Source organism: Methylobacterium terrae, assembly GCF_003173755.1.
Taxonomy (GTDB): Bacteria; Pseudomonadota; Alphaproteobacteria; order Rhizobiales; family Beijerinckiaceae; genus Methylobacterium; species Methylobacterium terrae.
In genome coordinates this window covers 327,770-348,517 of record NZ_CP029553.1, presented here as the reverse complement: position 1 = coordinate 348,517, position 20,748 = coordinate 327,770, and the positions used below count along the sequence as shown (strand labels likewise).

The 20,748-nt window shown below is 73.6% G+C and carries 20 protein-coding genes; 5 read left to right on the top strand and 15 right to left on the bottom strand.

Features of this window, described 5'->3' with window-relative positions; genetic code table 11:
• Positions 1-139: 139 nt before the first annotated feature.
• Both DK419_RS01530 and DK419_RS01525 read left to right on the top strand, forming a co-directional pair.
• Positions 140-529 carry a hypothetical protein gene (locus tag DK419_RS01530; RefSeq protein ID WP_109957539.1) on the top strand — a complete coding sequence of 130 codons (390 nt, stop codon included), beginning with the start codon at positions 140-142 and terminating at the stop codon, positions 527-529.
• Between the two features lie 224 nt (positions 530-753).
• Positions 754-2,424, top strand: a complete 1,671-nt coding sequence (locus tag DK419_RS01525; protein ID WP_109957538.1) for a methyl-accepting chemotaxis protein — start codon at positions 754-756, stop codon at positions 2,422-2,424.
• A gap of 44 nt (positions 2,425-2,468) precedes the next feature.
• Here DK419_RS01525 and DK419_RS01520 read toward each other — a convergent pair whose 3' ends face one another.
• The 8 genes from DK419_RS01520 to DK419_RS01485 all read right to left on the bottom strand — a co-directional run bounded on the left by DK419_RS01520 (position 2,469) and on the right by DK419_RS01485 (position 11,435).
• On the bottom strand, positions 2,469-4,901 hold the full coding sequence (locus DK419_RS01520) for a PAS domain-containing protein (protein ID WP_208642263.1): 2,433 nt from the start codon (positions 4,899-4,901) through the stop codon (positions 2,469-2,471).
• 131 nt (positions 4,902-5,032) lie between these two features.
• Positions 5,033-5,824, bottom strand: a complete 792-nt coding sequence (locus tag DK419_RS01515; RefSeq protein WP_109957537.1) for an IclR family transcriptional regulator — start codon at positions 5,822-5,824, stop codon at positions 5,033-5,035.
• A gap of 25 nt (positions 5,825-5,849) precedes the next feature.
• Positions 5,850-6,587 (bottom strand): SDR family NAD(P)-dependent oxidoreductase, encoded by a 738-nt coding sequence (locus DK419_RS01510; protein ID WP_109957536.1) that lies wholly within the window; start codon positions 6,585-6,587, stop codon positions 5,850-5,852.
• A complete protein-coding gene (locus tag DK419_RS01505; protein WP_109957535.1) occupies positions 6,584-7,918 on the bottom strand; it encodes an MFS transporter in 1,335 nt (444 codons plus the stop codon). Before DK419_RS01505 ends, DK419_RS01510 begins: the two co-directional genes overlap by 4 nt.
• Before the next feature lie 190 nt (positions 7,919-8,108).
• Positions 8,109-8,666: a 2,4'-dihydroxyacetophenone dioxygenase family protein gene (locus DK419_RS01500; protein WP_245442786.1), complete on the bottom strand. Its 558-nt coding sequence runs from the start codon at positions 8,664-8,666 to the stop codon at positions 8,109-8,111.
• 160 nt (positions 8,667-8,826) lie between these two features.
• Positions 8,827-9,087 carry a GCG_CRPN prefix-to-repeats domain-containing protein gene (locus DK419_RS01495; RefSeq protein ID WP_109957534.1) on the bottom strand — a complete coding sequence of 87 codons (261 nt, stop codon included), beginning with the start codon at positions 9,085-9,087 and terminating at the stop codon, positions 8,827-8,829.
• Between the two features lie 126 nt (positions 9,088-9,213).
• Complete coding sequence (locus tag DK419_RS01490; RefSeq protein ID WP_109957533.1) at positions 9,214-10,626, bottom strand: sensor histidine kinase; 1,413 nt, start codon at positions 10,624-10,626, stop codon at positions 9,214-9,216.
• Positions 10,626-11,435 (bottom strand): response regulator, encoded by an 810-nt coding sequence (locus DK419_RS01485; protein WP_109957532.1) that lies wholly within the window; start codon positions 11,433-11,435, stop codon positions 10,626-10,628. The genes DK419_RS01490 and DK419_RS01485 overlap by 1 nt, the downstream gene beginning before the upstream one ends.
• A gap of 203 nt (positions 11,436-11,638) precedes the next feature.
• Between DK419_RS01485 and DK419_RS01480 the strand changes: the two genes are divergently transcribed.
• Both DK419_RS01480 and sugE read left to right on the top strand, forming a co-directional pair.
• Positions 11,639-11,989 carry a hypothetical protein gene (locus DK419_RS01480; protein WP_109957531.1) on the top strand — a complete coding sequence of 117 codons (351 nt, stop codon included), beginning with the start codon at positions 11,639-11,641 and terminating at the stop codon, positions 11,987-11,989.
• Between the two features lie 132 nt (positions 11,990-12,121).
• Complete coding sequence (sugE, locus tag DK419_RS01475; protein ID WP_109957530.1) at positions 12,122-12,436, top strand: quaternary ammonium compound efflux SMR transporter SugE; 315 nt, start codon at positions 12,122-12,124, stop codon at positions 12,434-12,436.
• Between the two features lie 6 nt (positions 12,437-12,442).
• On the opposite strand, the gene DK419_RS01470 is transcribed toward sugE, so the two are convergent.
• The 4 genes from DK419_RS01470 to DK419_RS01455 form a co-directional block, all read right to left on the bottom strand.
• Complete coding sequence (locus tag DK419_RS01470) at positions 12,443-13,231, bottom strand: Crp/Fnr family transcriptional regulator (protein WP_245442785.1); 789 nt, start codon at positions 13,229-13,231, stop codon at positions 12,443-12,445.
• A gap of 829 nt (positions 13,232-14,060) precedes the next feature.
• Positions 14,061-14,870 (bottom strand): NepR family anti-sigma factor, encoded by an 810-nt coding sequence (locus tag DK419_RS01465; RefSeq protein WP_109957528.1) that lies wholly within the window; start codon positions 14,868-14,870, stop codon positions 14,061-14,063.
• Between the two features lie 202 nt (positions 14,871-15,072).
• Positions 15,073-15,465, bottom strand: coding sequence for a CsbD family protein (locus DK419_RS01460; protein ID WP_109957527.1), 393 nt, complete (start codon positions 15,463-15,465; stop codon positions 15,073-15,075).
• Positions 15,466-15,580: 115 nt separating this feature from the next.
• Complete coding sequence (locus DK419_RS01455; protein ID WP_048430992.1) at positions 15,581-15,784, bottom strand: CsbD family protein; 204 nt, start codon at positions 15,782-15,784, stop codon at positions 15,581-15,583.
• Between the two features lie 171 nt (positions 15,785-15,955).
• Between DK419_RS01455 and DK419_RS01450 the strand changes: the two genes are divergently transcribed.
• Complete coding sequence (locus tag DK419_RS01450; protein ID WP_109957526.1) at positions 15,956-17,203, top strand: Hsp70 family protein; 1,248 nt, start codon at positions 15,956-15,958, stop codon at positions 17,201-17,203.
• Between the two features lie 4 nt (positions 17,204-17,207).
• Here the strand turns inward: DK419_RS01450 and DK419_RS01445 are convergent, their stop codons facing one another.
• Genes DK419_RS01445 through DK419_RS01435 form a run of 3 tightly spaced genes read right to left on the bottom strand, consistent with a single transcriptional unit; the run spans position 17,208 to position 20,473 of the window.
• Positions 17,208-18,155, bottom strand: a complete 948-nt coding sequence (locus DK419_RS01445; protein ID WP_109957525.1) for an ABC transporter substrate-binding protein — start codon at positions 18,153-18,155, stop codon at positions 17,208-17,210.
• 8 nt (positions 18,156-18,163) lie between these two features.
• Positions 18,164-19,285 (bottom strand): LLM class flavin-dependent oxidoreductase, encoded by a 1,122-nt coding sequence (locus tag DK419_RS01440; protein ID WP_109957524.1) that lies wholly within the window; start codon positions 19,283-19,285, stop codon positions 18,164-18,166.
• A 15-nt stretch (positions 19,286-19,300) separates the two neighbouring features.
• Positions 19,301-20,473 (bottom strand): acyl-CoA dehydrogenase family protein, encoded by a 1,173-nt coding sequence (locus DK419_RS01435; protein ID WP_109957523.1) that lies wholly within the window; start codon positions 20,471-20,473, stop codon positions 19,301-19,303.
• Positions 20,474-20,748: the final 275 nt, after the last annotated feature.

Sequence of the window (20,748 nt, the reverse complement as noted above, 5' to 3'; positions counted from 1 at the left end):
GGCGTCCCCCATCGTTCCGGCGCTTTCCCCCGAGGTGTCCGGAACGGTCGCGGGCCGGGCACGGTCCGGTTCCCCCGTCCGTGCCCGGTCCCGTCGCGGCCCCTCCGCGGCCGCCCTCGAGCCCCGATCAGAGGAGACCATGACCCAGCCGCGTCGCCCGGTGCCCGCACCGGCCCTGTTCCTCGCCCTCGCCGGCTCGATCCTCGTCGCTCCCGCATCCGCCGCCCCGGCGGCCAACCGCTTCGACGGCGCCTGGTCGGTCGTCGCGACCGCCGAGACCGGGAACTGCACCGGCCCCTACCGCTACCCGATCGTCATCCGGGACGGCATCGTGGACGAGGCCGGCGGCAGCGGCGTCGACGCCTCCGGGCGGGCCGCCGCCGACGGCCGCATCTCCGGCACGATCCGCAGCGGGCTCGCCAGCGTCGCGGTCACCGGCCGCCTGCGGGGCGCGGCCGGAAGCGGACGCTGGACCCTCTCCGGTCTCAGCCCCTGCACGGGGCGCTGGACCGCCCGGAGGAGCGGGTGAACGCCCGGTCGGCGGTGGACGGATGCGGCACCCCGGTCCGGTCGCCGCGCCGCGCCGACCGCGAGGATCAGGGCGGGGGTTCCGTATCCCGATGGCGCGCCGGACCGGCGGGCCACCGCCGGGGCTGACCTTAGGACATTAATCTTACCTTCAGTCCGTTCGATCAGGATCCGGCGAGTTTGCCCCAACGGAGCGGCACCGTGCCTCGCCCTCGCCTTTACAACATGCGGATCCTCGCCAAGGCGTCGATTCCCGTCGGCCTGCTGCTCGTCATGCTGGCGGGCCTGTGCGGCTTCTCCCTCTCGCGGATGAGCCTCATCGCCCAGACCTACCAGGACGTGCTCGGCCGCGAGGTGGCGGCGGGGCGCGCGGCGTTCGAGGTCCAGCTCGACCTGGCGCGCTACGGCGCCGTGGTGAACCGCATCGTCTCGGAGAGCTCGATGACCGAGCTCGACACCCTCGAGAAGGAGACCAAGGCGATCGCCGCGGGCCTGCCGGGCCGGCTCGATCGGCTGAAGGCCCTGATGCCCGAGGCGGCGGCGGGCACCGACCAGGTCCTCGCCCGGTTCAACCAGGCGTTCGAGGCGACGGACGACGTGATCACCAAGACCTTCGGCAGCCAGCAGGACCAGGCGCTCAAGGTCGGCCGCGAGCGGGTCGATCCCGCGCTGGCGGAAGCCCGCCGCGCCCTGTCGGCGATCGAGGCCGGCGCCGAGGCGAAGATGCGGCAGGCGAGCGGGACGGCGGCGGCCGCCGGCGAGGACGCCCGGGTCACCACCGTGGCGCTCGCCTCGGCCGCCTGCGCCCTGGCGCTCGTCCTCGCCTGGCTGATCCTGCAGCGCGGCGTCGCCGGCCCGGTCGTGGCGATGTCGCGCACGATGGAGCGGCTCGCCGCCGGGGACGTCGCGGTGGCGGTGGAGGGCACGCACAGGCGCGACGAGGTCGGCCGGATGGCCCGCGCGGTGGGGGTGTTCAAGGACAGCCTGATCCGCAGCCGGGCACTGGAGGAGGAGGCCGCGCTCGCCCGCGCCTCGACCGAGGAGCAGCGCCGGGCCGGGATGCGCCAGATGGCGGACGCCTTCGAGCGGGCGGTCGGCGGCATCGTCGGCCAGGTCTCCGCGTCCGCGACCGAGCTGCAGGCCACCGCCCGCACCATGACGGCGACCGCCGGCCGGACCGCCGACCTCTCGGCGGGGGCCGCCTCCGCCGCCGGCGAGGCGGCGGGCAACGTCGTCACGGTGGCCTCCGCGGCGGAGGAGCTCGGCGCCTCGGTGGACGAGATCGGCCGGCAGGTCGACGGCTCGGCCGCGCTCGCCCGCGCCGCGGTCGACGAGGCCGACCGCAGCGGCACCCTGGTGCAGGAGCTCAGCAGCGCGGTCGCCCGCATCGGCGACGTCGTCGGCATGATCTCGTCGATCGCCGGCCAGACCAACCTGCTCGCGCTCAACGCCACGATCGAGGCGGCCCGCGCCGGGGCAGCGGGCCGCGGCTTCGCGGTGGTCGCCGCCGAGGTCAAGGAACTCGCCGGCCAGACGGCCCGCGCGACCGAGGAGATCACCGCCCAGATCGGCCGGATCCAGGGCTCGACTGAGCAGGCCGTCGGCGCGATCGGCGCCATCGCCGGGCGCATCCGCGAGATCTCGGGCGTCGCGACCTCGATCGCCGCGGCCGTCGAGGAGCAGGGGGCGGCGACCCAGGAGATCGTCCGCAACGTCACCCGCGCCGCCTCCGGCACCGACGCGGTGACGGGGAACATCGCCGGCGTGGCGGGCGCGGCGGAGGAGACCGGCGCCGCGGCGACCCAGGTGCTCGCCTCGGCCACCGCGCTGTCGCGCCAGTCCGAGGGCCTGACCGCGGAGGTGCGGCGGTTCCTCGAGACTGTCAGGGCGGCGTGAGTGGAGGGCGGGGCTCCCGCTCGGGAGGCCCTGCGCCGGGCGGCTTACCCGAGCCGCGCCCGCTCCCGGCCCGCCTCGATGATCGAGCGGATCCGGGCGGCCATCGTCTCGACGGAGAAGGGCTTGGTCAGCACCGCCATGCCGGGGCCGAGCTTGCCCTCGCCGAGGATCGCGGTCTCGGCGTAGCCGGTGATGAGCAGCACCTTGAGGTCGGGCCGGGTCTCCCGCGCGGCCTCCGCCATCTGGCGGCCGTTCATGCCGCCGGGCAGGCCGACATCGCTCACCAGGAGGTCGATGCGCACGTCGGAGCGCAGCACGCGCAGGCCCGCCGCGCTGTCGCCGGCCTCGATCGCCGTGTAGCCGAGATCGTCCAGGATGTCGGTGACGAGCATCCGCACGGTTGGCTCGTCGTCGACCACCAGCACGGTCGCGCCCTCGTCCGAGCGCGGCAGCGCGGTCGCCGCCCCGGTCTCCTCCGGCTCGCGGACCGCGCCGTCGTGGCGCGGCAGGTAGAGGCTCACGGTCGTGCCCTGGCCGGGCGTCGAGGCGATCCGGACCCGCCCGCCGGATTGCTGCGCGAAGCCGTAGATCATCGACAGGCCGAGGCCGGTACCCTCGCCGATCGGCTTCGTGGTGAAGAACGGCTCGAACACCCGGGCGATGACCTCCGGCGACATGCCGGTGCCGGTATCGGCGACGCTCAAGGACAGGTACTCGCCCGGCGGCACGTCGTACCGGCGGGCGGTCGCCGCATCCATCGCCCGGTTGGCGGTCTCGACCGTGATGCCGCCGCCGTCCGGCATCGCGTCGCGGGCGTTGATGCAGAGGTTGAGCAGCGCGTTCTCGAGCTGCGAGGGGTCGACGAGCGCCGGCCAGGCGTCGGGGGCCCCGACCACCGTGAGCGTGATCCCCGGGCCGACGGTGCGCCGGATCAGCTCCTCCATCCCGGCGACGAGGCCGTTGACGTCGGTGGGCCGCGGGTCGAGCGTCTGGCGCCGCGAGAAGGCGAGCAGGCGGTGGGTCAGCGCCGCGGCGCGCTTGGCCGCTCCCTGCGCCGCCGCCATGTAGCGCTCGACGTCCTTGACGCGGCCCTGGTTCATCCGGGTCTGCATCAGCTCGAGCGAGCCCGAGATGCCGGCGAGCAGGTTGTTGAAGTCGTGGGCGAGGCCACCGGTGAGCTGGCCCACCGCCTCCATCTTCTGCGACTGGCGCAACGCCTCCTGCGTCGCCGCGAGCTCGGTCTCGGCCCGCAGCCGGTCGGAGATGTCCTTGGCGAAGTGGAACGCGCCGATCACCCGGCCCTCGCCGTCGCGCAGGGGCGAGTACGACACCTCCCAAGTGGGCTTGGCGAGGGCGGGATCGCCGAATTCCTCGGTCACCGTGTAGGTTTCGCCGGTGAGCGCCCGGGCCATGAAGCCGCGCATCACCGCGCCCTGGTCCGGCGGGAACAGGTCGGGGAACACGTCGCCGATCTGCACGCGGCGCCCGAAGATCCGGGAGAACTCGTCGCTGTGGGCCTGGTTGAAGGCGATCAGCCGGTAGGCGGGGTCGAAGGCGCAGATGGGGGCTGCGCTCGACTGGATGATGTCGCCGTAGAGGCGCAGCTCCGCCGTGCGGTCGGCGACCTGCCGGCCGAGGGAGACGGTGAGGTCGCGCGAGGCGACCTCCGCGGCCTTGCGCTCGGAGATGTCGGTCGCCGCGCCGTACCACTCGGTGATGCGGCCGTCCCCGTCGAGCACCGGCACGGCGCGGGACGACGACCAGCCGATCGACCCGTCGGCGAGGTAGACCCGGTGCTCGAGGCTGTAGGAGGTCTTGGTGCGGATGGCGCGCTCGACCTCCGCCAGCACCGCGGCGCGGTCCTCGGGCGGGATGTAGGTCTCGAGCCAGTCGGCGGAGGGCGAGTTCGTGTCGGCCAGGAAGTCGCCGCCGGACAAGTGGTACAGCCGGCGCCAGTCGGCGCTGACCCGGTAGCGCACCTCGGACGACGAGCGCACCAGGGCGTCGAGCATCTGCTCGCGCCGGCGCAGCGCCTCGCCGAGGTTGTGCAGGTGCTCGCGCTCCAGCGTGACGTCGAACTGCGACGCGAAGAAATAGGTCAGCGTGCCGTCCTCGTCGAAGACCGGCGAGATCAGCAGGCGGTTCCAGAACCGCTCGCCGTTCTTCTTGTGGTTGAGAAGCTCGATCTCGATCGCCTCGCGCCGCTCGACCGCGTCGCGGATCTTCGCCACGTCGTCGCGGCTGGTCTCGGGCCCCTGCAGGAAGCGGCAGTTCCGCCCCAGGATCTCCGCGCGGGCGTAGCCGGTCAGCTTGGTGAAGGCCGCGTTGGCGAAGATGATCGGGTTGTCGGGCTGGCTCGGGTCGGTGATCAGCATCGGCATCCGCGTCGCGCGCACGGCGGCGGCGAACGGGTCGTGGCTCGGGGCGAGGCGGCCGATCTCGGCGTCGATGCGGTCGGTTTCGCGGCGATCAGTCACTGGTCCGTCGCCCCCACTCGCGACCCGGCGGCGGCCTCGCACCGCCCGGGGCGGGCCCTACCACAGCGTGGCCGGTTCGTGCACGGCTCCGTTCGCGCTGCGGCGATGCGCGGCGGGCCGCGCTTCCGCGCTCAGCCGGCTCCTGCGACCCGCGCCACGCCCTCGGCGCAGGCCGCCATCGCGGCGAGCACCGTCCCGGGCGCCAGGGCCTCGAAGCGGTAGCGCGGCAGGCTGACGCTGATGCAGCCGAGCACCCGGCCCCGGGCACCGCGCAGCGCCATGCCGTAGCAGCAGATGTCGAGCTCGTTCTCCTGCAGGTCGCGCGAATGGCCGCGCGCGCGCGTCGCGGCGATCTCGCGGCGCAGGGCGTCCGGATCGGTGATGCTGTGGGGCGTGCGCGCCGGCAGGGCGAGCCTTCGCAGGAGCGGGGCCAGCTCGGCCTCGGGCAGGGTCGCGAGCCAGGCCTTGCCGACGGCGCTGGTGTGGAGCGACACCCGCGTGCCGATGCGCGAGGCCATCCGCACGGTGCGGTGGCTCTCGAGCTTGTCGATGTAGACCATCTCGCCGTGGTCCGGCACCGCGAGGTGCACGGTCTCGTCGAGGTCGTCGCGCAGGCGCGCCAGGGGATCGCGCGCCGCCTGGCGCAGGAGCGAGCCGTCGAAGGCCCGGAACGCCAGGCTCACGAGGCGCGGGCCGAGGCGGAGAGACCCGTCCTCGTCGGTCACGAGGCCCTCCGCCGTCAGCGCCGCCACGATCCGGTGCACCGTCGGCCGCGGCAGGGCGGTCTCCCTCGCCAGCCGGGCGACCGTCGCCGGCTCGGGCGCGTCCGCCACGGCCTGGAGCACCCGCATGAACTTGCCGAAGGCGGCGGTGCCGGGAACGTCCGGGCGCGGGCCCGCGCCGTCGGAATCGTCTGGGCCCATGCGCGATCGATCCTCCCCGGTGACCTCAGGTGACGAGGTAGCCGCCGTCGACCGGCAGCACCACCCCGGTCATGAAGGCGGCGGCCGGGCTCACCAGGAAGGTCACCGCCGCCGCGACGTCCGACGGCGTGCCCCAGCGCCCGAGCGGCGTGCGCGCCAGGATCGGGCCGGCGCGCGCGGGATCGTCCTGCAGCGCCCGCGTCAGCGGCGTCGCGATCCAGCCCGGCGCCACCGCGTTCACCCGGATCCCGTCCGGCGCGTACGCGATGGCGAGCGACTTCGTCAGCTGCGCCACCCCGCCCTTGCTGGCGCTGTAGGCCGGCACCAGCCCGCCGCCGAAGAACGACAGCATCGAGGCGGTGTTGACGATGCTGCCGCCGGTCTCCGCCAGCTTCGGGCGCGCCGCCGCGCAGACCCGCATCGTGCCGGTGAGGTTGACCGCCAGCACCTCCTCGAACACCTCCGGCCGGTGCTCGTCGCCGCGCCGGATGATGCCGGCGCAGTTGACCACGACGTCGAGCCGGTCGAGGGAGGCGACGAGTTCCGCGATCGCCCCGCCGTCGGTGACGTCGAGCTCGTGCGCGGCGAGCGCGAGGCCGGGCGGGATCTCGCAGGCGGCCGCCCCGATCCCGGCGGCGACGACCCGGGCGCCGAGGCGGGCGAGCGCCACGGCGATGCCGGCGCCGATGCCGGAGGTGGCGCCCGTCACGAGGGCGGTGCGGCCGGCGAGGAGGCCGGGGGAGAAGGTCTCGGCGAGGGTCATGCCGCGCGCTCCGTCAGGATCAGGGTCTCGCCGCCCTCGAGCGGCTTGCGCACCAGGACGATGTAGGCGAAGGCCGCCAGCACCGCGACGCCGGCGGCGGCCAGCAGCGCGTTGACGTAGGAGCCGGTGCCCTGGACGATGTAGCCGGTGATCACCGGCGCGAACGAGCCGGCGAAGTAGCCGCCGAAGTTCTGGATGCTGCCGAGCGACGCGACCTGGCGCTTGGGCACCGCGACGCTCACCATCATCCAGGCGGCGGCGCTCGCCATGTTGATGAAGAACATCGCCAGGCAGATGTAGACGACCGCGAGCGTCACGCTCGGGGTGTAGGCCGCCGGCACCGTGAAGATCCCGCCGCCGAGGAGCCCGACGCAGACCGGCCACTTGCGGCTGGCGACGATGCCGGCGCCGCGCGCGAGCAGCCGGTCGGCGGCCTGGCCGGCGCAGAGCATGCCGATCGTGCCGAACACGTAGGGGATCGCCACCACCCAGCCGGTGCGGCCGACGCTCAGGCCGCGCTCGTGCTCGAGGTAGGAGGGCAGCCAGGTCAGGTAGAGCCAGACCATGTAGATGACGCCCATGAAGCCGAGGATCATGCCCCAGGTCGTGGCGTGGGCGAACAGCCCGCGCCATTCCGGGAAGGTCATGCGGCGGGCCGGCGGCTCAGGCGTCGCGCCCTCGTCGAGATGCGCCGTCTCCTCCGGCGTCAGCGCCACCTCGGCCCGGTTGCGGTAGACCAGATACCAGCCGACCGCGACCACGATGCCGACGAGCCCGGTGACGACGAACATCCAGCGCCAGCCGAGCCCCACCATCATGGCGGTGAGGAGCGGCGGGGCGATGCAGGGGCCGATGCAGGACGAGGCGATGAAGATGCCGGTCGGCGTGCCGCGCTCGCGCAACGAGAACCACTCGCTCACCGTCTTGGCGCCGGCGGGGAATTGCGGCGCCTCGCCCAAGCCGAGCACCGCGCGGGCGAGCACGAATTGCTGGAAATTGGCGACGAAGCCCGAGACGAGCTGCGCCAGCGACCAGAAGAACATGCCCGCGCCCAGCATGATCCGCGAGCCGAACCGGTCGAGGAGCGCGCCGATCGGCAGCTGCGAGAACGCGTAGGCGAGGGAGAAGGCCGAGAGCAGCCAGCCCATCTGGGCGGGGCTCAGGCTCATCTCGTCGCGGATCGCCGTGTTGGCGATCGAGAGCGCCGAGCGGTCGACGTAGTTGATGATGCCCGCCGCGGTCAGGAACGCGACGGCGACCCACTGGATGCGGCGCAGGCGCGGCGACTTGAGGGGCGCGGCGTGAAGGGACGAAGACGTGCCGGACGACATCGCGTTCCGGTCCTCCCGATTGGTGTTCGTTGGGGTGTCGGTTTGCTCGGGCGCAGCGGTTCTACCGCTCACGGATTGTCATGGGGGCGGGTGCGTCGACACCTCGCCGTGTCAGCCCGAGGCCCGACGATGTCGAGAACCCGGGATCCATGACCGCTGACATCGACGACCGAGGCGGGCAACGCCTTCGTCAGCGGATGAACTGGTCGACGTAATCCGCCCCCAGTCCCACCGCCTCGTAATGTGCCCGGCACAGGTCGATCTTGGTGAACACGTCCTCGTAGCCGGTGTGGCGGCCCCACGGATCGACGTAGTACATGCAGCCGTTGACCTGGAAGTAGGTGATCATCTCCTCCACGCCCTCGTCGACCACGAGGGTGTGGGTCTCGCCCGGCGGCTCGAAGGCGTAGGCGCCCTCGCTGGCGACCCAGTCGTGCTCGAGGTAGCGCCAGCTGCCCTTGAGCACGAAGGCGTGGACGGGTCCGGGATGGCGGTGGCGGCTGAGGATGCCGGCCTTGCGCACCTTGAGGAGGTTCATCCAGTAGCCTGCCGAGACGTTCAGGCAGAGCGGCCGGAACCAGACGCTCTCGGCCTGCGGCACCCAGATCCGGTCGTCCTCGGGGATCGCCGGTGCGACCACGAGGTCGGGCCGGATCTCCGCCGGCTGCGGCTTCTGGTAGGGCATCCGCCGCAGGGTGGCGGCGTCGAGCCCGGCGGCCGGGTCTCCCGGCGGCATGGCGATGGTCATGATGCCCTCCCGATGTCCATAGTATGGACTTGTTGTCCGTGATGTGGATGATCGGAGAGGGCTCGCGCGGTGTCAAACCGTGGCCGCCGCATGGCAGCGTTGCAGCAGGACGCGCCCCGCCGCGGATGCGGCAGGGCGCGGTCGTCGCTCAGGCAGGGCGTCAGTTCGGCCAGCAGCGCCGGCCGTAGGGGCCGATATGGAAACCGGCCGGGCAGGAGCGGCCGCGGACGTAGCCGCCCCACTGCCCGCCGGTGCGGCACCCGCCGTAGGGCCCGCGATGCCCGTAGGGACCGCAGCCGCCATAGACCTGGACGATCGGCGCGGGCGCCGACCCGGCGATCGCGTCCTGGACCAGCGGCAGGGCCGAGGCCGGCGCCGCGATCGTGGCGAGGAGGGCGGCGGAGGCGAGGATCTTCAGCATCGGGGTCTCAACTCCCTGACAAGCTCGGTCCGGTGGCACCGGCCGATCGACGGGGAGGAGGTTCGCCCGCGCCCTCGTCCCGGATGTGACGGAAGGCGGCCGGATCGTAACGATGTGTAACCGGCCTCACGCCGCCGGCAGCTCGACCACCAGCCGGGCGCCGCCGAGGTCGGCGGTCGCGGCGGAGAGCGCGCCGCCATGCGCCTCGACGATCTGGCGGGCGATGGCGAGCCCCAACCCCGTGCCGCCGGTGCGCCGGCTGCGCGAGCGCTCGACCCGGTAGAACGGGCTGAACACCGCCTCGCGCTCGCCCTCCGGGATGCCCGGCCCGTCGTCGTCGACCACCACCCGGCAGGTCGCGCCGACGCGCTCGACCCGGACCGCCACCGCCGCGCGCCCGTAAGCGACGGCGTTCTGGATCAGGTTGGCGATCACCCGGCGGAGCGCCACGGCGTCGCCCGCGACGACCGCGTCCGCCACGTCCTCGCCCGTGAGGCCGATCCCGGCCCCGAGCGCGGCGTGCTCGGCCACCTCCGCGGCGACGAGGTCGGCGAGGTCGACGCCGGAGCGCCGCGCCTCGATCGCGGTGCCGCGCGCGAAGGTGAGCGAGGTCTCGATCAGGTCGGTCATCGCGTCGAGATCGGCGACCATCCGGGCGCTCAAGCCGGGATCGGCGACGCCCTCGGCGCGCAGGCGCAGCCGCGTCAGGTAGGTCTTGAGGTCGTGCGAGATCGCCCCGATCAAAAGGGAGCGCTCGGAGAGCAGCCCGGCGATGCGCTCCTGCATCGCCCGCACCGCCGCGGCGAGGCGGCGGATCTCGGGAGCGCCGCTGCCCGAGGGCACCGGCTCGGGCGTGCGCCCGTCGAAGCGCGCCACCGCCGCGGTGAGCCGGCGCAACGGCGCGATCTCGTTGCGGGCGCCCAGCAGCGCCAGGCCGGCGACCAGGACGCCGAGGCCGGCCACCCACAGGCTGAGCGGCTGGCCGAACAGGAACAGGGCGAGGCTGCGCGGCCGCTCGAGGGCGTCGATCACCACGACGCGCCCGTCCGGCAGGCGGTAGGTGGCGCGCGAGAGCCGCCCGAGGGGCGTCCGGCCGGGGGCATCCGCCTCGGCCGAGGCCGGATCGACCCCGCGATACAGCATGGTCCTGTCGGTGTAGGCGCGCAGATCAGCCTCGTCCGGCACGCCGGCGAGGCGGCGCAGGCGCGCCTCGATCCCCGGTTCGTGCAGCAGGTCCGGCCCCTCCGGCGGGGCCTCCCGGCGGATCTCGGCCCGCAGCGACTGGCCGCTCACCGCCCGCAGGATCGCGGCGCGCTGCCCCGGCGGCGCGTCGCGCAGGAGCGCCACGATGCCGGCGGCCTGGTCGATGCGCGGATAGGGGGTAGCGTACCGGTGATGCACCTCCCGGCGCTGCCAGTGGTCGAGGGCGACCGTGCCCAGCACCAGGGCCGAGAGGGCGCCGAGCAGGATCAGCATGATCCGCCCGAGCAGTCCGACCCGGCCCGGGAGGCCGACCCGGCCGGGGAGCCCGCGCAGCATCACGGCGTCTCCGCGGCCGCGGGTGCCACCGGTGCGACCGGCGCGAGCGGCGCCACCGGCGCCGCCAGGATGTAGCCGGCGTTGCGCACGGTCTTGATCAGGGCGGCGGCCGTGCTGCCGGCGCCGTCGAGGCGGTGGCGCAGGCGGCTCACCTGCACGTCGATGGTGCGGTCGAAGGCGTCCGCGGTGCGGCCGCGGGTCCAGTCGAGGAGCTGGTCGCGGGAGAGCACCCGCTGCGGCCGGGTGACGAAGCAGTGCAGGAGGTCGTACTCGGCGCTGGTGAGGGGCACCTCCGGCCCCGGATCGCCGGCATGGTTCCCGGCATGTGGGATTCCGGCATGTGGGACGTCGAGCTGGACCGTGCGGGCCGCGAGATCGACGACGAGGTCGGCGACGCGCAGGCGCTCGGGGGCGTTCGCCGCTCCGGCTGGGGCCGCGCCGGCGCGGCGCAGCACCGCGCGGATGCGGGCGAGCAGCACCCGCGGGTTGAAGGGCTTCGCGACGTAGTCGTCGGCCCCCATCTCCAGGCCGAGGACCCGGTCGATGTCCTCGTCCTTGGCGGTCAGCATGATGACCGGCGGGCCGCCGGAATCCCGCAGGCGCCGGCAGATCGACAGCCCGTCCTCGCCGGGCAGCATCCAGTCGAGCACGACGAGGTCCGGCCGCGGGCCCTGGGCGAGCAACCGGTCGAGCCCGGCGCCGCCGTCGAGGCAGCGGACCCGGAAGCCCTCGCCCTCGAGGTAGCCGGCGAGCAGGGCGCGGATCTCGGGGTCGTCCTCCACGAGGGCGATGGTGAGGCCGTCGTTCATGGGCCCGAGGATACGGCCGTGCGCCCCTCCGGCAACCCGAAAAGGCGCCGTCGTTACAAAACGTTACATCCGCGTCCGGCGTCGTCACGCGTCGGCGGCGGCAGGACGCGAGGATCGCCCCGTCCTCGCCCGATGCGAGGGGCCGTTCTCGTCCGGTCGGCCCTGCTCGGGATGATCGTGCCACCGACGGGAGCCGATGCCCCATGCGCCAATTCCTCGCCGTGCCCGCCGCGATCGTGCTCACCGTCGCCGCCGTGCCGCTGCTGGCCGCGCCCGTGACACGGGGCTGCTTCCTGTCGGTCGACGGCCGGGTCCTGGTCGATCGACCCTGCGACGTCGACGCGATGGCGGATGGCAGCTTCACCTTCAACACCGCCGACCGGGGCGGGCAAGTCGATTACGTCGCCTTCGTGAGCCGGACCGGTCCCGCCACGGCGCAGGCGAGCTGGAACGGGGAGCGTGGCGCCACCCACGCCGACGCGCCCCTCGGGCCGGTCCGGCGCGAGGGAGCGTGCTGGGTCAACACGCGCACCCGCCTCTGCGTCCGCCCCTGACCGGGGAGAGCGCGGCGGTTGCGCCGGCGCGAGCCGGCCCCATCTGGGCGGGGCCGTGACGACCCGGCCGCCCTGTCCCCGGGGCGGTGACGCTCCGCAGGGACGGCCCTGCCCGCGACAGGGGTTCTTTTCGTGGCCTGGCTCCTACTCCTCGTCGCCGGCCTGCTCGAGGTCGGCTGGGCGATCGGCCTCAAGGACACCGACGGCTTCACCCGGCCGCTGCCCTCGCTCCTCACCGGCCTCGGCATGCTGGCGAGCGTGGGCCTGCTCGGCCTCGCGCTCCGCAGCCTGCCGGTCGGCACCGCCTACGCGGTCTGGACCGGCATCGGCACGGTCGGCACCGCGCTTCTCGGCATCGCGCTGTTCGGCGAGCCGGCCGATGCGGCGCGGCTCGCCTGCATCGGCCTCATCGTGCTCAGCATCCTCGGGCTCAAGCTGGTCGCCTGACGGGTGCTACTCGTGCCGCTGCGTCGGATCGACTGCCACGATGCCGCCGGTCTCGCTGTAGACCGCTCCGAGCACGGACCTGAAATGGTGCCGGACCTTGCCGTAGCACTCGCAGGCCGAATGCTCGGCCGCGGCCCGGTCCAGGATGGTGATCTGGCCGCGGCGCACCGAGATCAGGCCCCGGCGCTGGAGCGCACCGATCACGCCGGTGAGGTAGGTGCGGCGCACGCCCAGCATCTCGGCCAGCATCTCCTGGGTCACCGGCAGGACCGGCGTGCCGAGCCGGTCCTGGAAGGTCAGGAGCCAGCGCAGGCAGCGCTCCTCGATCGGATGGACGGCGTTGCACGCCACCGATTGCAGCACCTGGGCGAGGAGGCAGTCGGCGTAGCGCACGAACAGGTCGCGCAGGGTCGGGGAGGCGGCCCTGGCCCGGGTCAGCCGCTCGGCGTCGAGGCGCAGCACGCCGCCCGAGACCTGCACGATCGCCTCGCTGAAGGCCGGCAGGTAGCCGTGGCTCACCACGCCGCCGATGGCGCCCTCGTGCCCCACCGTCGCGGTCTCGACCATGCGCCCGTCGCGCATGCGCGAGACCAGGGTCACGGTCGTCTGGCTCAGCGGGAAGGTGACGTGCGAGACGTCCTCGCCGGCCCGGAACAGCACGGTCCCGCGGGTCCGCTGCCCGCGCTCGAGATAGGGCGCCAGCAGGGCGCGGTCGCCCGTGTCGAGCGCCTCGAGCAGGAGGTTGCCCTCGAAAAGACCGGCCTCGGGGGACCGAGGCTCATCCGGCGCATTCAACGTCGTCGTCTCCGGAAATCGGGAATCCGCCGCACGGTCCGGCCGGAGGGCGGCACCGTCCGAAGAGGCGACGATCGCGGGAGGCCCCTCGCATCGCCCAACCACGCGTTCACGGCGAGCCCTCCCTTGATCTAACGATACGGCAGTCTCGCGTCTGTCCAATTTCGAACATTGTGCGAATGATTCTGGCCTATCTCTGTCAGCCGAGTCCATGATGTTGCGATGCGAAATATACTGGTGCCCACTATGTGAAGCATCGTTTTGATGCAATTCAATCCAAACGGTCACGGTGCCGGTTCATCTCCTGAAAAAAATCAGCCACGATTTCTTTGCGTGGGCCGAACGGTTTCTCTCAATCAAGACGATGTCGAACTTTCGAGGCGCGACAGTCCCCGCGTCGCCGACGAACGGCCGGAATGTCATCTCGCCAGATCCGGCGTCGGCTAGCGGGTCCGCCGACGCAACGTACGCAAAAGTATGACGCGCGACTCAACTCACCGGCCGAAGGATTGGCCGGGGGGCGGCGCGAAGGCGCAGCAGCGTCAGCGTCGGTTGAATGGTCGGCCACGCCTGAATCGCGCGCGTCGTTTGCGCGGGGCCAGCCCGGATCGATACTTCAGGTGTCGTGCGGCGATCCGCCCGGGGCCTGGGGCCGATGCGGCCGTCCGTGGCGGACGGCGCCTGTCCGGCCGGGCGCCCATAGGCCGAATGGCGCGCGCCGGCCGCCGCACCGCTCGGATCGATGCCGTCCGGCAGGGGGCGGCAGGCCGCGCGAGGTGATGCCCGAGGAAAGCCCGCCCGGGGGAGGGCGCCTTCGGAGCAGGTCCTGTCAGCCGTCGAGGGCCACCGCGCCGGAATGCCCCATCACCGAGCGGGTCAGCCGGTCGGCCCCGAGCTCGCCGCCGCTGTAGCCCAGGAGCTCGGCGAGCTTGTCGCGGGCGCGGCAGACCCGGCTCTTCACCGTGCCGACCTTGCACTGCATCAGCGCGGCCGCATCCTCGTAGGAGAGGTCGCCGACCGCGACCAGCATCAGGGCCTCGCGCTGCTCGGCCACCAGCTTGTTGAGCGCGGCCTGCAGGTCCTGCACGTCGAGCCGGTCGCCCTGGTTCGGTGCCGAGGTCAGGCGGGCCGAGTAGACGCCCTCGCTGTCCTCGACCTCCCGGGCGCGCTTGCGGTGCTCCGAGTAGAAGGCGTTGCGCATGATCGTGAACAGCCAGGCGCTGAGGTTGGTCCCGGCCTCGAACCGGTCGCGGTTCTGCCAGGCCTTCAGCATCGTGTCCTGCACCAGGTCGTCGGCGCGGACCGGGTTGGCGGTCAGGGTCAGGGCGAAGCGGCGGAGGGCCGGCGCGGCGGCGAGCAGATCCTCGCGAAACGCGTCCTTCTTCGGCGCGCCCATGATGGCGAGCGCCTGCTCGAGCCGCGCGAGCAGGTCCGCGAAGGCGGCGGGCGCCGGCTCCTCAGCGACCGCGGCGTAGTGCGCGCGCAGCCGCTCGCCGAGGTGCTCCTGGACCGAGAAGGGCAGGGCCGGGGCCGCCAGGGCAGCGGCCACCGTCGCGGGAGCGGTCTTCTCGGCAGCGATGCCGGGGTCGATCGCAACCGGGGCGGCGTCTGGCGGACCGGGGGGCGTGCTCTGGGTCATCGGGTCGTTCGGCTGGCGCGGGGATGGTCCCTAAGCTAGACCATAAGCAACCCGGAGGCGAGGGCGAAGCCGGCCCCCGCCCGCCGCAATGCAACATGGGGCTGCTGCGTTGCGGCGGCGGCACGCCCAGTCGCCGCATCGGCGGCGCCCCTTCAAGAGCCAGCGCCGCGTCGGCGGCGCCCTTTCAGCAGCCAGCGCCGCGTCAGCGGCGCCCCTTCAGCAGCCAGCCGGCGACGAAGGCGAGGCCGGCGACCGCCAGCAGCGTCTCGGTCGGGTGCGCCTCGGCCCGGCGCAGGGCGGCACGGCCGCGGTGACGCGCCTCGCCGTAGGCCTCTCGCCCGCGCTCGTAGGCGTCGCGACCGCGGTCGTAGGCATGGCGCCCGCGCTTCTCGATCTGGCCGGCCAGCGCCGCACCGTCATGCGTCAGGTCCTCGGCGACGCGCCGGCCGCGGCCGTAGGCGTACTGGGCTCCGCCGACGACCTGGTTGAGCGCGCCTTCGACCTGGGGCCGGGCGCGGCCCGACACGGCGCCGAGCGCGGTCTGGCCGCGGCCCTTGATGTTGCGCAGGCCGCCCTCGATCTGGTCCCTGTTCATCGTGGTTTCCTCTCCGGTTCGGCAAAAGAAAAGGCCGGCCTCCCGCACGGGGTGCGAGGGACCGGCCCGATCGTTCGCGGGGAGGGGCCGGCGCGGTCGCCGGCCCGCGCCCGGCTCAGAGCTTGCTCTTCACCGTGTCGGCGGCATTCTTGATGCCGTCCTTGACGTCGCCGGTGGTCTTCTGGGCCTCGCCCTTCAGCTCCTGGGCCTTGCCCTCGGCCTGCAGCTTGTCGTTGCCGGTGGCGCTGCCGATGCCCTGCTTGATGTTGCCGACCGCCTCGTTGGCCAGGCCCTTGATCTTGTCGGTGGTGCTGCTCATGGGAAGCTCCTCGTCTCCTGCAGTTCAGCGACTGCTCAGGTCTGACGAACCGCCGAGACGGCGCATTGTTCCGTAGCGAGAGACGGCTTGGCCCGGCGTCCGGGCTGGACCGTGGCGGCGGAACCCGCTAGGTCGCGCGCCCCTCCTCCCCGGCACCGGCAGAGATTCGGCATGGCGGCCTGCGGCCTCGATTTCGGCACCTCGAACACCACTCTCGGACTCAACCGGGCCGACGGGCCCGCGCTGGCGCGGCTGGAGGGCGAGGCGGTCACGATCCCGAGCGCGATCTTCTTCCCGCCCGCCGGCGACGAGGCGATCGGCCGGGCCGCCATCGCGGCCTATGTCGAGGGCACGCCCGGGCGGCTGATGCGCAGCCTGAAATCGGTGCTCGGCTCCTCGCTCCTCGAGGAGACGACGCCGGTCGGGCGCCGGCGGCTGTCGTTCCGGGCGGTGATCGCCCGCTATCTCGCCGCCGTGAAGGCGCGGGCGGAGAGCCAAGCGGGAGAGGCCCTGACCCGGGTGGTCCATGGCCGCCCGGTCCACTTCGTCGACGGCGACCCCGACGGCGACCGCCGGGCCGAGGAGGCGCTGGCCGCCATCGCCCGGGAGGTCGGCTTCGCCGAGGTGTCGTTCCAGTACGAGCCGATCGCCGCCGCGCTCGACTACGAGCGCGGGCTCGCCCGCGAGGAGGTGGCGCTGATCGCCGATATCGGCGGCGGCACGTCGGACTTCTCGGTGGTGCGCCTGAGCCCCGAGCGGCACCGGGCGGTGGAGCGGGCCGGCGACATCCTGTCCAACGACGGCGTGCGGATCGGCGGCACCGACTTCGACCGCACGCTCAGCGTCGGCGAGGTGATGCCGCTCCTCGGCCTCGGCAGCCCGATGCGGCGCCCGGGCCTCGACGTGCCCTCGGCCTACTACCACGACCTCGCCACCTGGTCGCAGATCAACCGGCTCTACGACGGCCGAACCCTGCGCGAGCTGCGCTCCCTGCGCCGCGAGGTGGCGCGCCCCGAGCTGATCGACCGCCTCGCCGCGGTGATCGAGGCCGAGCGCGGCCACACCCTGGCGATGGAGGTCGAGGATGCCAAGATCGCCCTGTCGGAGGTCGACCGGATCGGCCTGCCGCTCGGCTGGGTCGAGCCCGGCCTGACGGCCGAGATCGGCCGCCCCGACCTCGCCCGGCACTCGGCCGACCTCGCCCGGCGCATCGGGGCCTGCATCGCGCGGTGCCTGCGCGACGCGGGCGTGGCCCCGGGGAAGATCGATGCCCTGTTCCTCACCGGCGGCTCGACCCGCCTCGCCCCGGTGCGCGCCGCCATCCTGGCGACGGCGCCGGAGGCCCGGGTGGTCGAGGGCGACACCTTCGGCTCGGTCGGCCTCGGGCTCACCGTCGAGGCGGCGCGGCGCTACGGCTGAGCCCCTACTGCGTCGCTGCCGCCGCCCCGGCGCGGGCGGCGTCGCCGAACGAGGGGTCGAACACCGACGGCGCCTCGAGCCGGCGCGGGATCAGCCCGGCGCGGTGGTAGAGGTCGGCGACGCGCTGCTCGTCGGCGATCACGCCCTCGTCGATCGGTGCCGGGCGGATGTCGGCCCGGCGGAACCAGGCGAGCGGCACCGCCTCGGGCAGGCCGATCAGCGCCGACCAGCGGCGGGCGAAGGCTTGCTGGTGCGCCGTGCCCCAGACCCGGGCCTGGGCGAGGCGCCGCACGAAATCCTCCAGCGCCGGGCGCTTCGACGCGATGGCGTCGTCGCGGGCGATCTGGAAGCTCAGGCCCGGCGTCAGCCCGCGCCCGTCGGCGACGATCCGGGCCCGGCCCGAAACCTCGAGTTGCGAGGTGTAGGGCTCCCAGGTCGCCCAGGCGTCGATGGCGCCGGAGGTGAGCGCCATCTGGGCGTCGGCGGGCAGGAGGAACGACAGCGCGACGTCGCCCGGGCCCCAGCCCGCGCTCTCGCCTTGCGCCAGGACCAGCATGTGGCCGATCGAGCCGCGCCCCGTCGCGATCCGCCGGCCCTTGAGGTCGGCGAAGGACCGCACCGGCGAATCCGGCCGCACCAGCAGGGCGAGGCCGGCCTGGTTCTGGCGGATGGCGAAGATCGCCTTGATCGGCGCGCCGGCGGCGGCCGCGAAGGTGAAGGGCGCGTCGCCGGCGATGCCGGTGTCGATCGCCCCGGCATTGAGCGCCTCGAGGAGCGGCGCGGCGGCCGGGAACTCGCGCCATTCGAGCCGGTAGGGCAGGCCGTCGAGGACACCCGCCGCCTCCATCAGGGCGCGCGAGCCGCCCTTCTGGTCGCCGACCCGCAGGACGGTCTCGGCACGGACGGGGAGGGCGGCGAGGAGAAGGGCGAGGACGCCGAGGATCGGGCGCATGCCGGGCCTCACGCGGCGGCCGGGCGGCGGGCCCCGGCGAGCTGCCGGAAGGCCGGGATCAGCTCGCGCCCGTACTGCACCGCGTCCTCCAGCGGATCGAAGCCGCGGATCAGGAAGGTCGTCACTCCGAGCGCCCGGTACTCGTGCAGCGCTTGCGCCACCTGCTCGGGCGTGCCGACGAGCGCCGTGGAATTGCCCTGCGCCCCGGTCTCGGCGGCGATGGCGGTGTAGAGCCGCCGGTCGAGCCGGTCGCCTTGCGCGGCGGCCGCGAGCAGCCGGCGCGAGCCCTCGTTCTGCGGCACCGCGGCGGGGCCGAGGCCGCGGGCGGCCCGCAAGGCCCGGGTACGCGCGAGGATGTCTTCCGCCCGTGCCCAGGCCGCCGCCTCGGTCGCGGCGAGGATCGGGCGGAACGACAGGCTGAAGCGGATCCGGTCCTCGCGCCCGTGGGGTCTCGCGGCGGCGCGCACCCGCGCGATCGTCTCGCGCACCTGCGCCTGGGTCTCGCCCCAGAGGGCGTAGGTGTCGGCGTGCTGGCCCGCCACCGCGATCGCCGCGTCCGAGGAGCCGCCGAAATAGACCGGCAGGTGCGGCTGCTGCACCGGCTTCACCGCCGAGAACGCCCCCGCGACGCGGTAGTAGCGCCCATCATAGTCGAACGGGGCCGAGTGGGTCCAGGATGCCTTGACGATGTCGAGATACTCGCCGGTGCGGGCGTAGCGCTCGTCCTTGGTCAGGAAGTCGCCGTCCTGGGCGAGTTCCGCGTCGTTGCCGCCGGTGATGATGTGGACCCCGGCGCGCCCGCCGGTGAGGTGGTCGAGGGTGGCGAGCTGGCGGGCGGCGACCGTGGGCGCCTGGAAGCCCGGCCGGTGCGCGATCATCAGGCCGATCCGCTCGGTGACGGAGGTGATGGACTGCGCCAGCGCGACGCTGTCGGGCGCGGTCGAGTGGAAGGCGACCAGCACCCGGTCGAAGCCGCCATGCTCGTGCGCCTGGGCCGAGGCCCGGAGGTAGGCCCGGTCGACGACCGGCCCGGAGGGGGCGTGGATCTCCGACCCGTACTGGGCCGAGACGAAGCCGATGAAATGCACGTCCTGTGCTTCCACCGCTGCTTGTGCCGTTGCCTGTGCCATGACGGTCGGTCCTTCTCAGGCCATGAGCGCCGCGCGCCCGGCCGCCAGCCGGACCGCGTCGCCCTGGGGGGTGTGGATGCGCGCGCACAGCACGTCGCGCAGGTGGCGCTCGAGCGGGTTCTTCCGCGAGAGGCCCGGATTGCCGACGAGCGCGACCGCGTCCTCGACCACGCGGATCGCGTTCTGCGTGACGGTGAGCTTGACGAGCCCGCTCTCGCCCGCCGCGGGCGGCTCCCCGGCATCGGTCTCGGCGGCGACGCCGCCGAGGAGCCGGCGGTTGACCGCGAGGCGGCGCGCGTTCTCGCCGACTGCCTCCTGGAACCGGGGCAGGCTCGCGAGCGGCGCACCGAGATTGGAAGGCGCGCGCCCGTTCAGGTGCTCGCACAGCCAGCCCTGCGCCGCCCGCGCGACGCCGTCGTAGAGGCTCGCCAGCAGCGTCGTGTTCCAGGCGAGCGTCACGGGGTCGGGCGCCCCCCAGGCGGCGGGCGGGCGCAGGTCGAGGGCGTGGTCGTCGGGCACCGGCACCCGGTCGAGGACGACGTCGTGGCTGCCGCTTGCCCGCAGGCCGAGATGGTCCCACGTCTCCTCGATCCGCACGCCCGGCGCGCCCATCGGCACCAGCACGAACCCGACCCGCGGGCTCGCCTCGTCGGTGCGGGCCCAGACCAGCCCGTGGGACAGGATCGGCGCCCCGGTGGAGTAGATCTTGCGCCCGCTGACCCGCCAGCCCTCGGGCGTGGCCTGCGCCACGGTCTCGGGCAGGCCGCCGCGGGCCGGCGAGCCGAGGGCCGGCTCGACCCTGAGCGCGTTGACGAAGGCGCCCTCGCGCAGGGCCGCCTGCTGCAGCCGGGCGAGCGGTCCCGACGCAGAGCTTGGTGCTCGGGCAAGGCTCGCGTGGTGGACGAACTGCATCGCCAGGACCAGGCTCGCCGCCGGGTCGGCCTCGGCCAACGCCCCGATCACCGCGCTCGCGACCGCGAGACCGGCACCCCCGCCGCCCCGGGCCGCCGGCACCGTCAGGGCGGGAAGGCCCGCATCCCGGATCGCCGCGAGGCTCGCATGGGCGAAGCGCCCGTCGCGGTCGTCCGCCGCGGCGAGCGGCGCCAGGACCGGCTTCAGCGCCCGCGCGACCGCGATCGCGCCCTCGGCCGGTGGCGCGGGGATGGGGCGGCGCAACGGGATCGTCATGCCGCGACGCCCCGCTGGGCGCCGGGGCGAGGGTGCCGGAACGCGCGGCACGGGATCATGATCACGGTCCTTCCTGGGCGGGATCGGGTTTCGATCCGGCACGTGGCAAGCAACGAGATCGAGAACGACCCGAATTCGATGCATGTCGGACTGTGATCAGGGATGCGGTGAGCGTCAACCGGAATGATGTTCTGATATTACCGCAGAATTTGGGAGTACTTTTCTTTGATGCCGCGACATGTGCGACGATGTTCTTCGGTGTGGATCACCGCTTC

What these genes read in the sequence shown, in the direction of transcription:
- DK419_RS01530 (WP_109957539.1), top strand. Translation starts at nt 140, where the DNA reads ATGACCCAGCCGCGTCGCCCGGTGCCCGCACCGGCCCTGTTCCTCGCC.
- DK419_RS01525 (WP_109957538.1), top strand. Translation starts at nt 754, where the DNA reads ATGCGGATCCTCGCCAAGGCGTCGATTCCCGTCGGCCTGCTGCTCGTC.
- DK419_RS01515 (WP_109957537.1), bottom strand. Translation starts at nt 5,824, where the DNA reads ATGGGCCCAGACGATTCCGACGGCGCGGGCCCGCGCCCGGACGTTCCC.
- DK419_RS01510 (WP_109957536.1), bottom strand. Translation starts at nt 6,587, where the DNA reads ATGACCCTCGCCGAGACCTTCTCCCCCGGCCTCCTCGCCGGCCGCACC.
- DK419_RS01505 (WP_109957535.1), bottom strand. Translation starts at nt 7,918, where the DNA reads ATGTCGTCCGGCACGTCTTCGTCCCTTCACGCCGCGCCCCTCAAGTCG.
- DK419_RS01500 (WP_245442786.1), bottom strand. Translation starts at nt 8,666, where the DNA reads ATGACCATCGCCATGCCGCCGGGAGACCCGGCCGCCGGGCTCGACGCC.
- DK419_RS01495 (WP_109957534.1), bottom strand. Translation starts at nt 9,087, where the DNA reads ATGCTGAAGATCCTCGCCTCCGCCGCCCTCCTCGCCACGATCGCGGCG.
- DK419_RS01490 (WP_109957533.1), bottom strand. Translation starts at nt 10,626, where the DNA reads ATGCTGCGCGGGCTCCCCGGCCGGGTCGGCCTCCCGGGCCGGGTCGGA.
- DK419_RS01485 (WP_109957532.1), bottom strand. Translation starts at nt 11,435, where the DNA reads ATGAACGACGGCCTCACCATCGCCCTCGTGGAGGACGACCCCGAGATC.
- DK419_RS01480 (WP_109957531.1), top strand. Translation starts at nt 11,639, where the DNA reads ATGCGCCAATTCCTCGCCGTGCCCGCCGCGATCGTGCTCACCGTCGCC.
- DK419_RS01465 (WP_109957528.1), bottom strand. Translation starts at nt 14,870, where the DNA reads ATGACCCAGAGCACGCCCCCCGGTCCGCCAGACGCCGCCCCGGTTGCG.
- DK419_RS01460 (WP_109957527.1), bottom strand. Translation starts at nt 15,465, where the DNA reads ATGAACAGGGACCAGATCGAGGGCGGCCTGCGCAACATCAAGGGCCGC.
- DK419_RS01455 (WP_048430992.1), bottom strand. Translation starts at nt 15,784, where the DNA reads ATGAGCAGCACCACCGACAAGATCAAGGGCCTGGCCAACGAGGCGGTC.
- DK419_RS01450 (WP_109957526.1), top strand. Translation starts at nt 15,956, where the DNA reads ATGGCGGCCTGCGGCCTCGATTTCGGCACCTCGAACACCACTCTCGGA.
- DK419_RS01445 (WP_109957525.1), bottom strand. Translation starts at nt 18,155, where the DNA reads ATGCGCCCGATCCTCGGCGTCCTCGCCCTTCTCCTCGCCGCCCTCCCC.
- DK419_RS01440 (WP_109957524.1), bottom strand. Translation starts at nt 19,285, where the DNA reads ATGGCACAGGCAACGGCACAAGCAGCGGTGGAAGCACAGGACGTGCAT.
- DK419_RS01435 (WP_109957523.1), bottom strand. Translation starts at nt 20,473, where the DNA reads ATGACGATCCCGTTGCGCCGCCCCATCCCCGCGCCACCGGCCGAGGGC.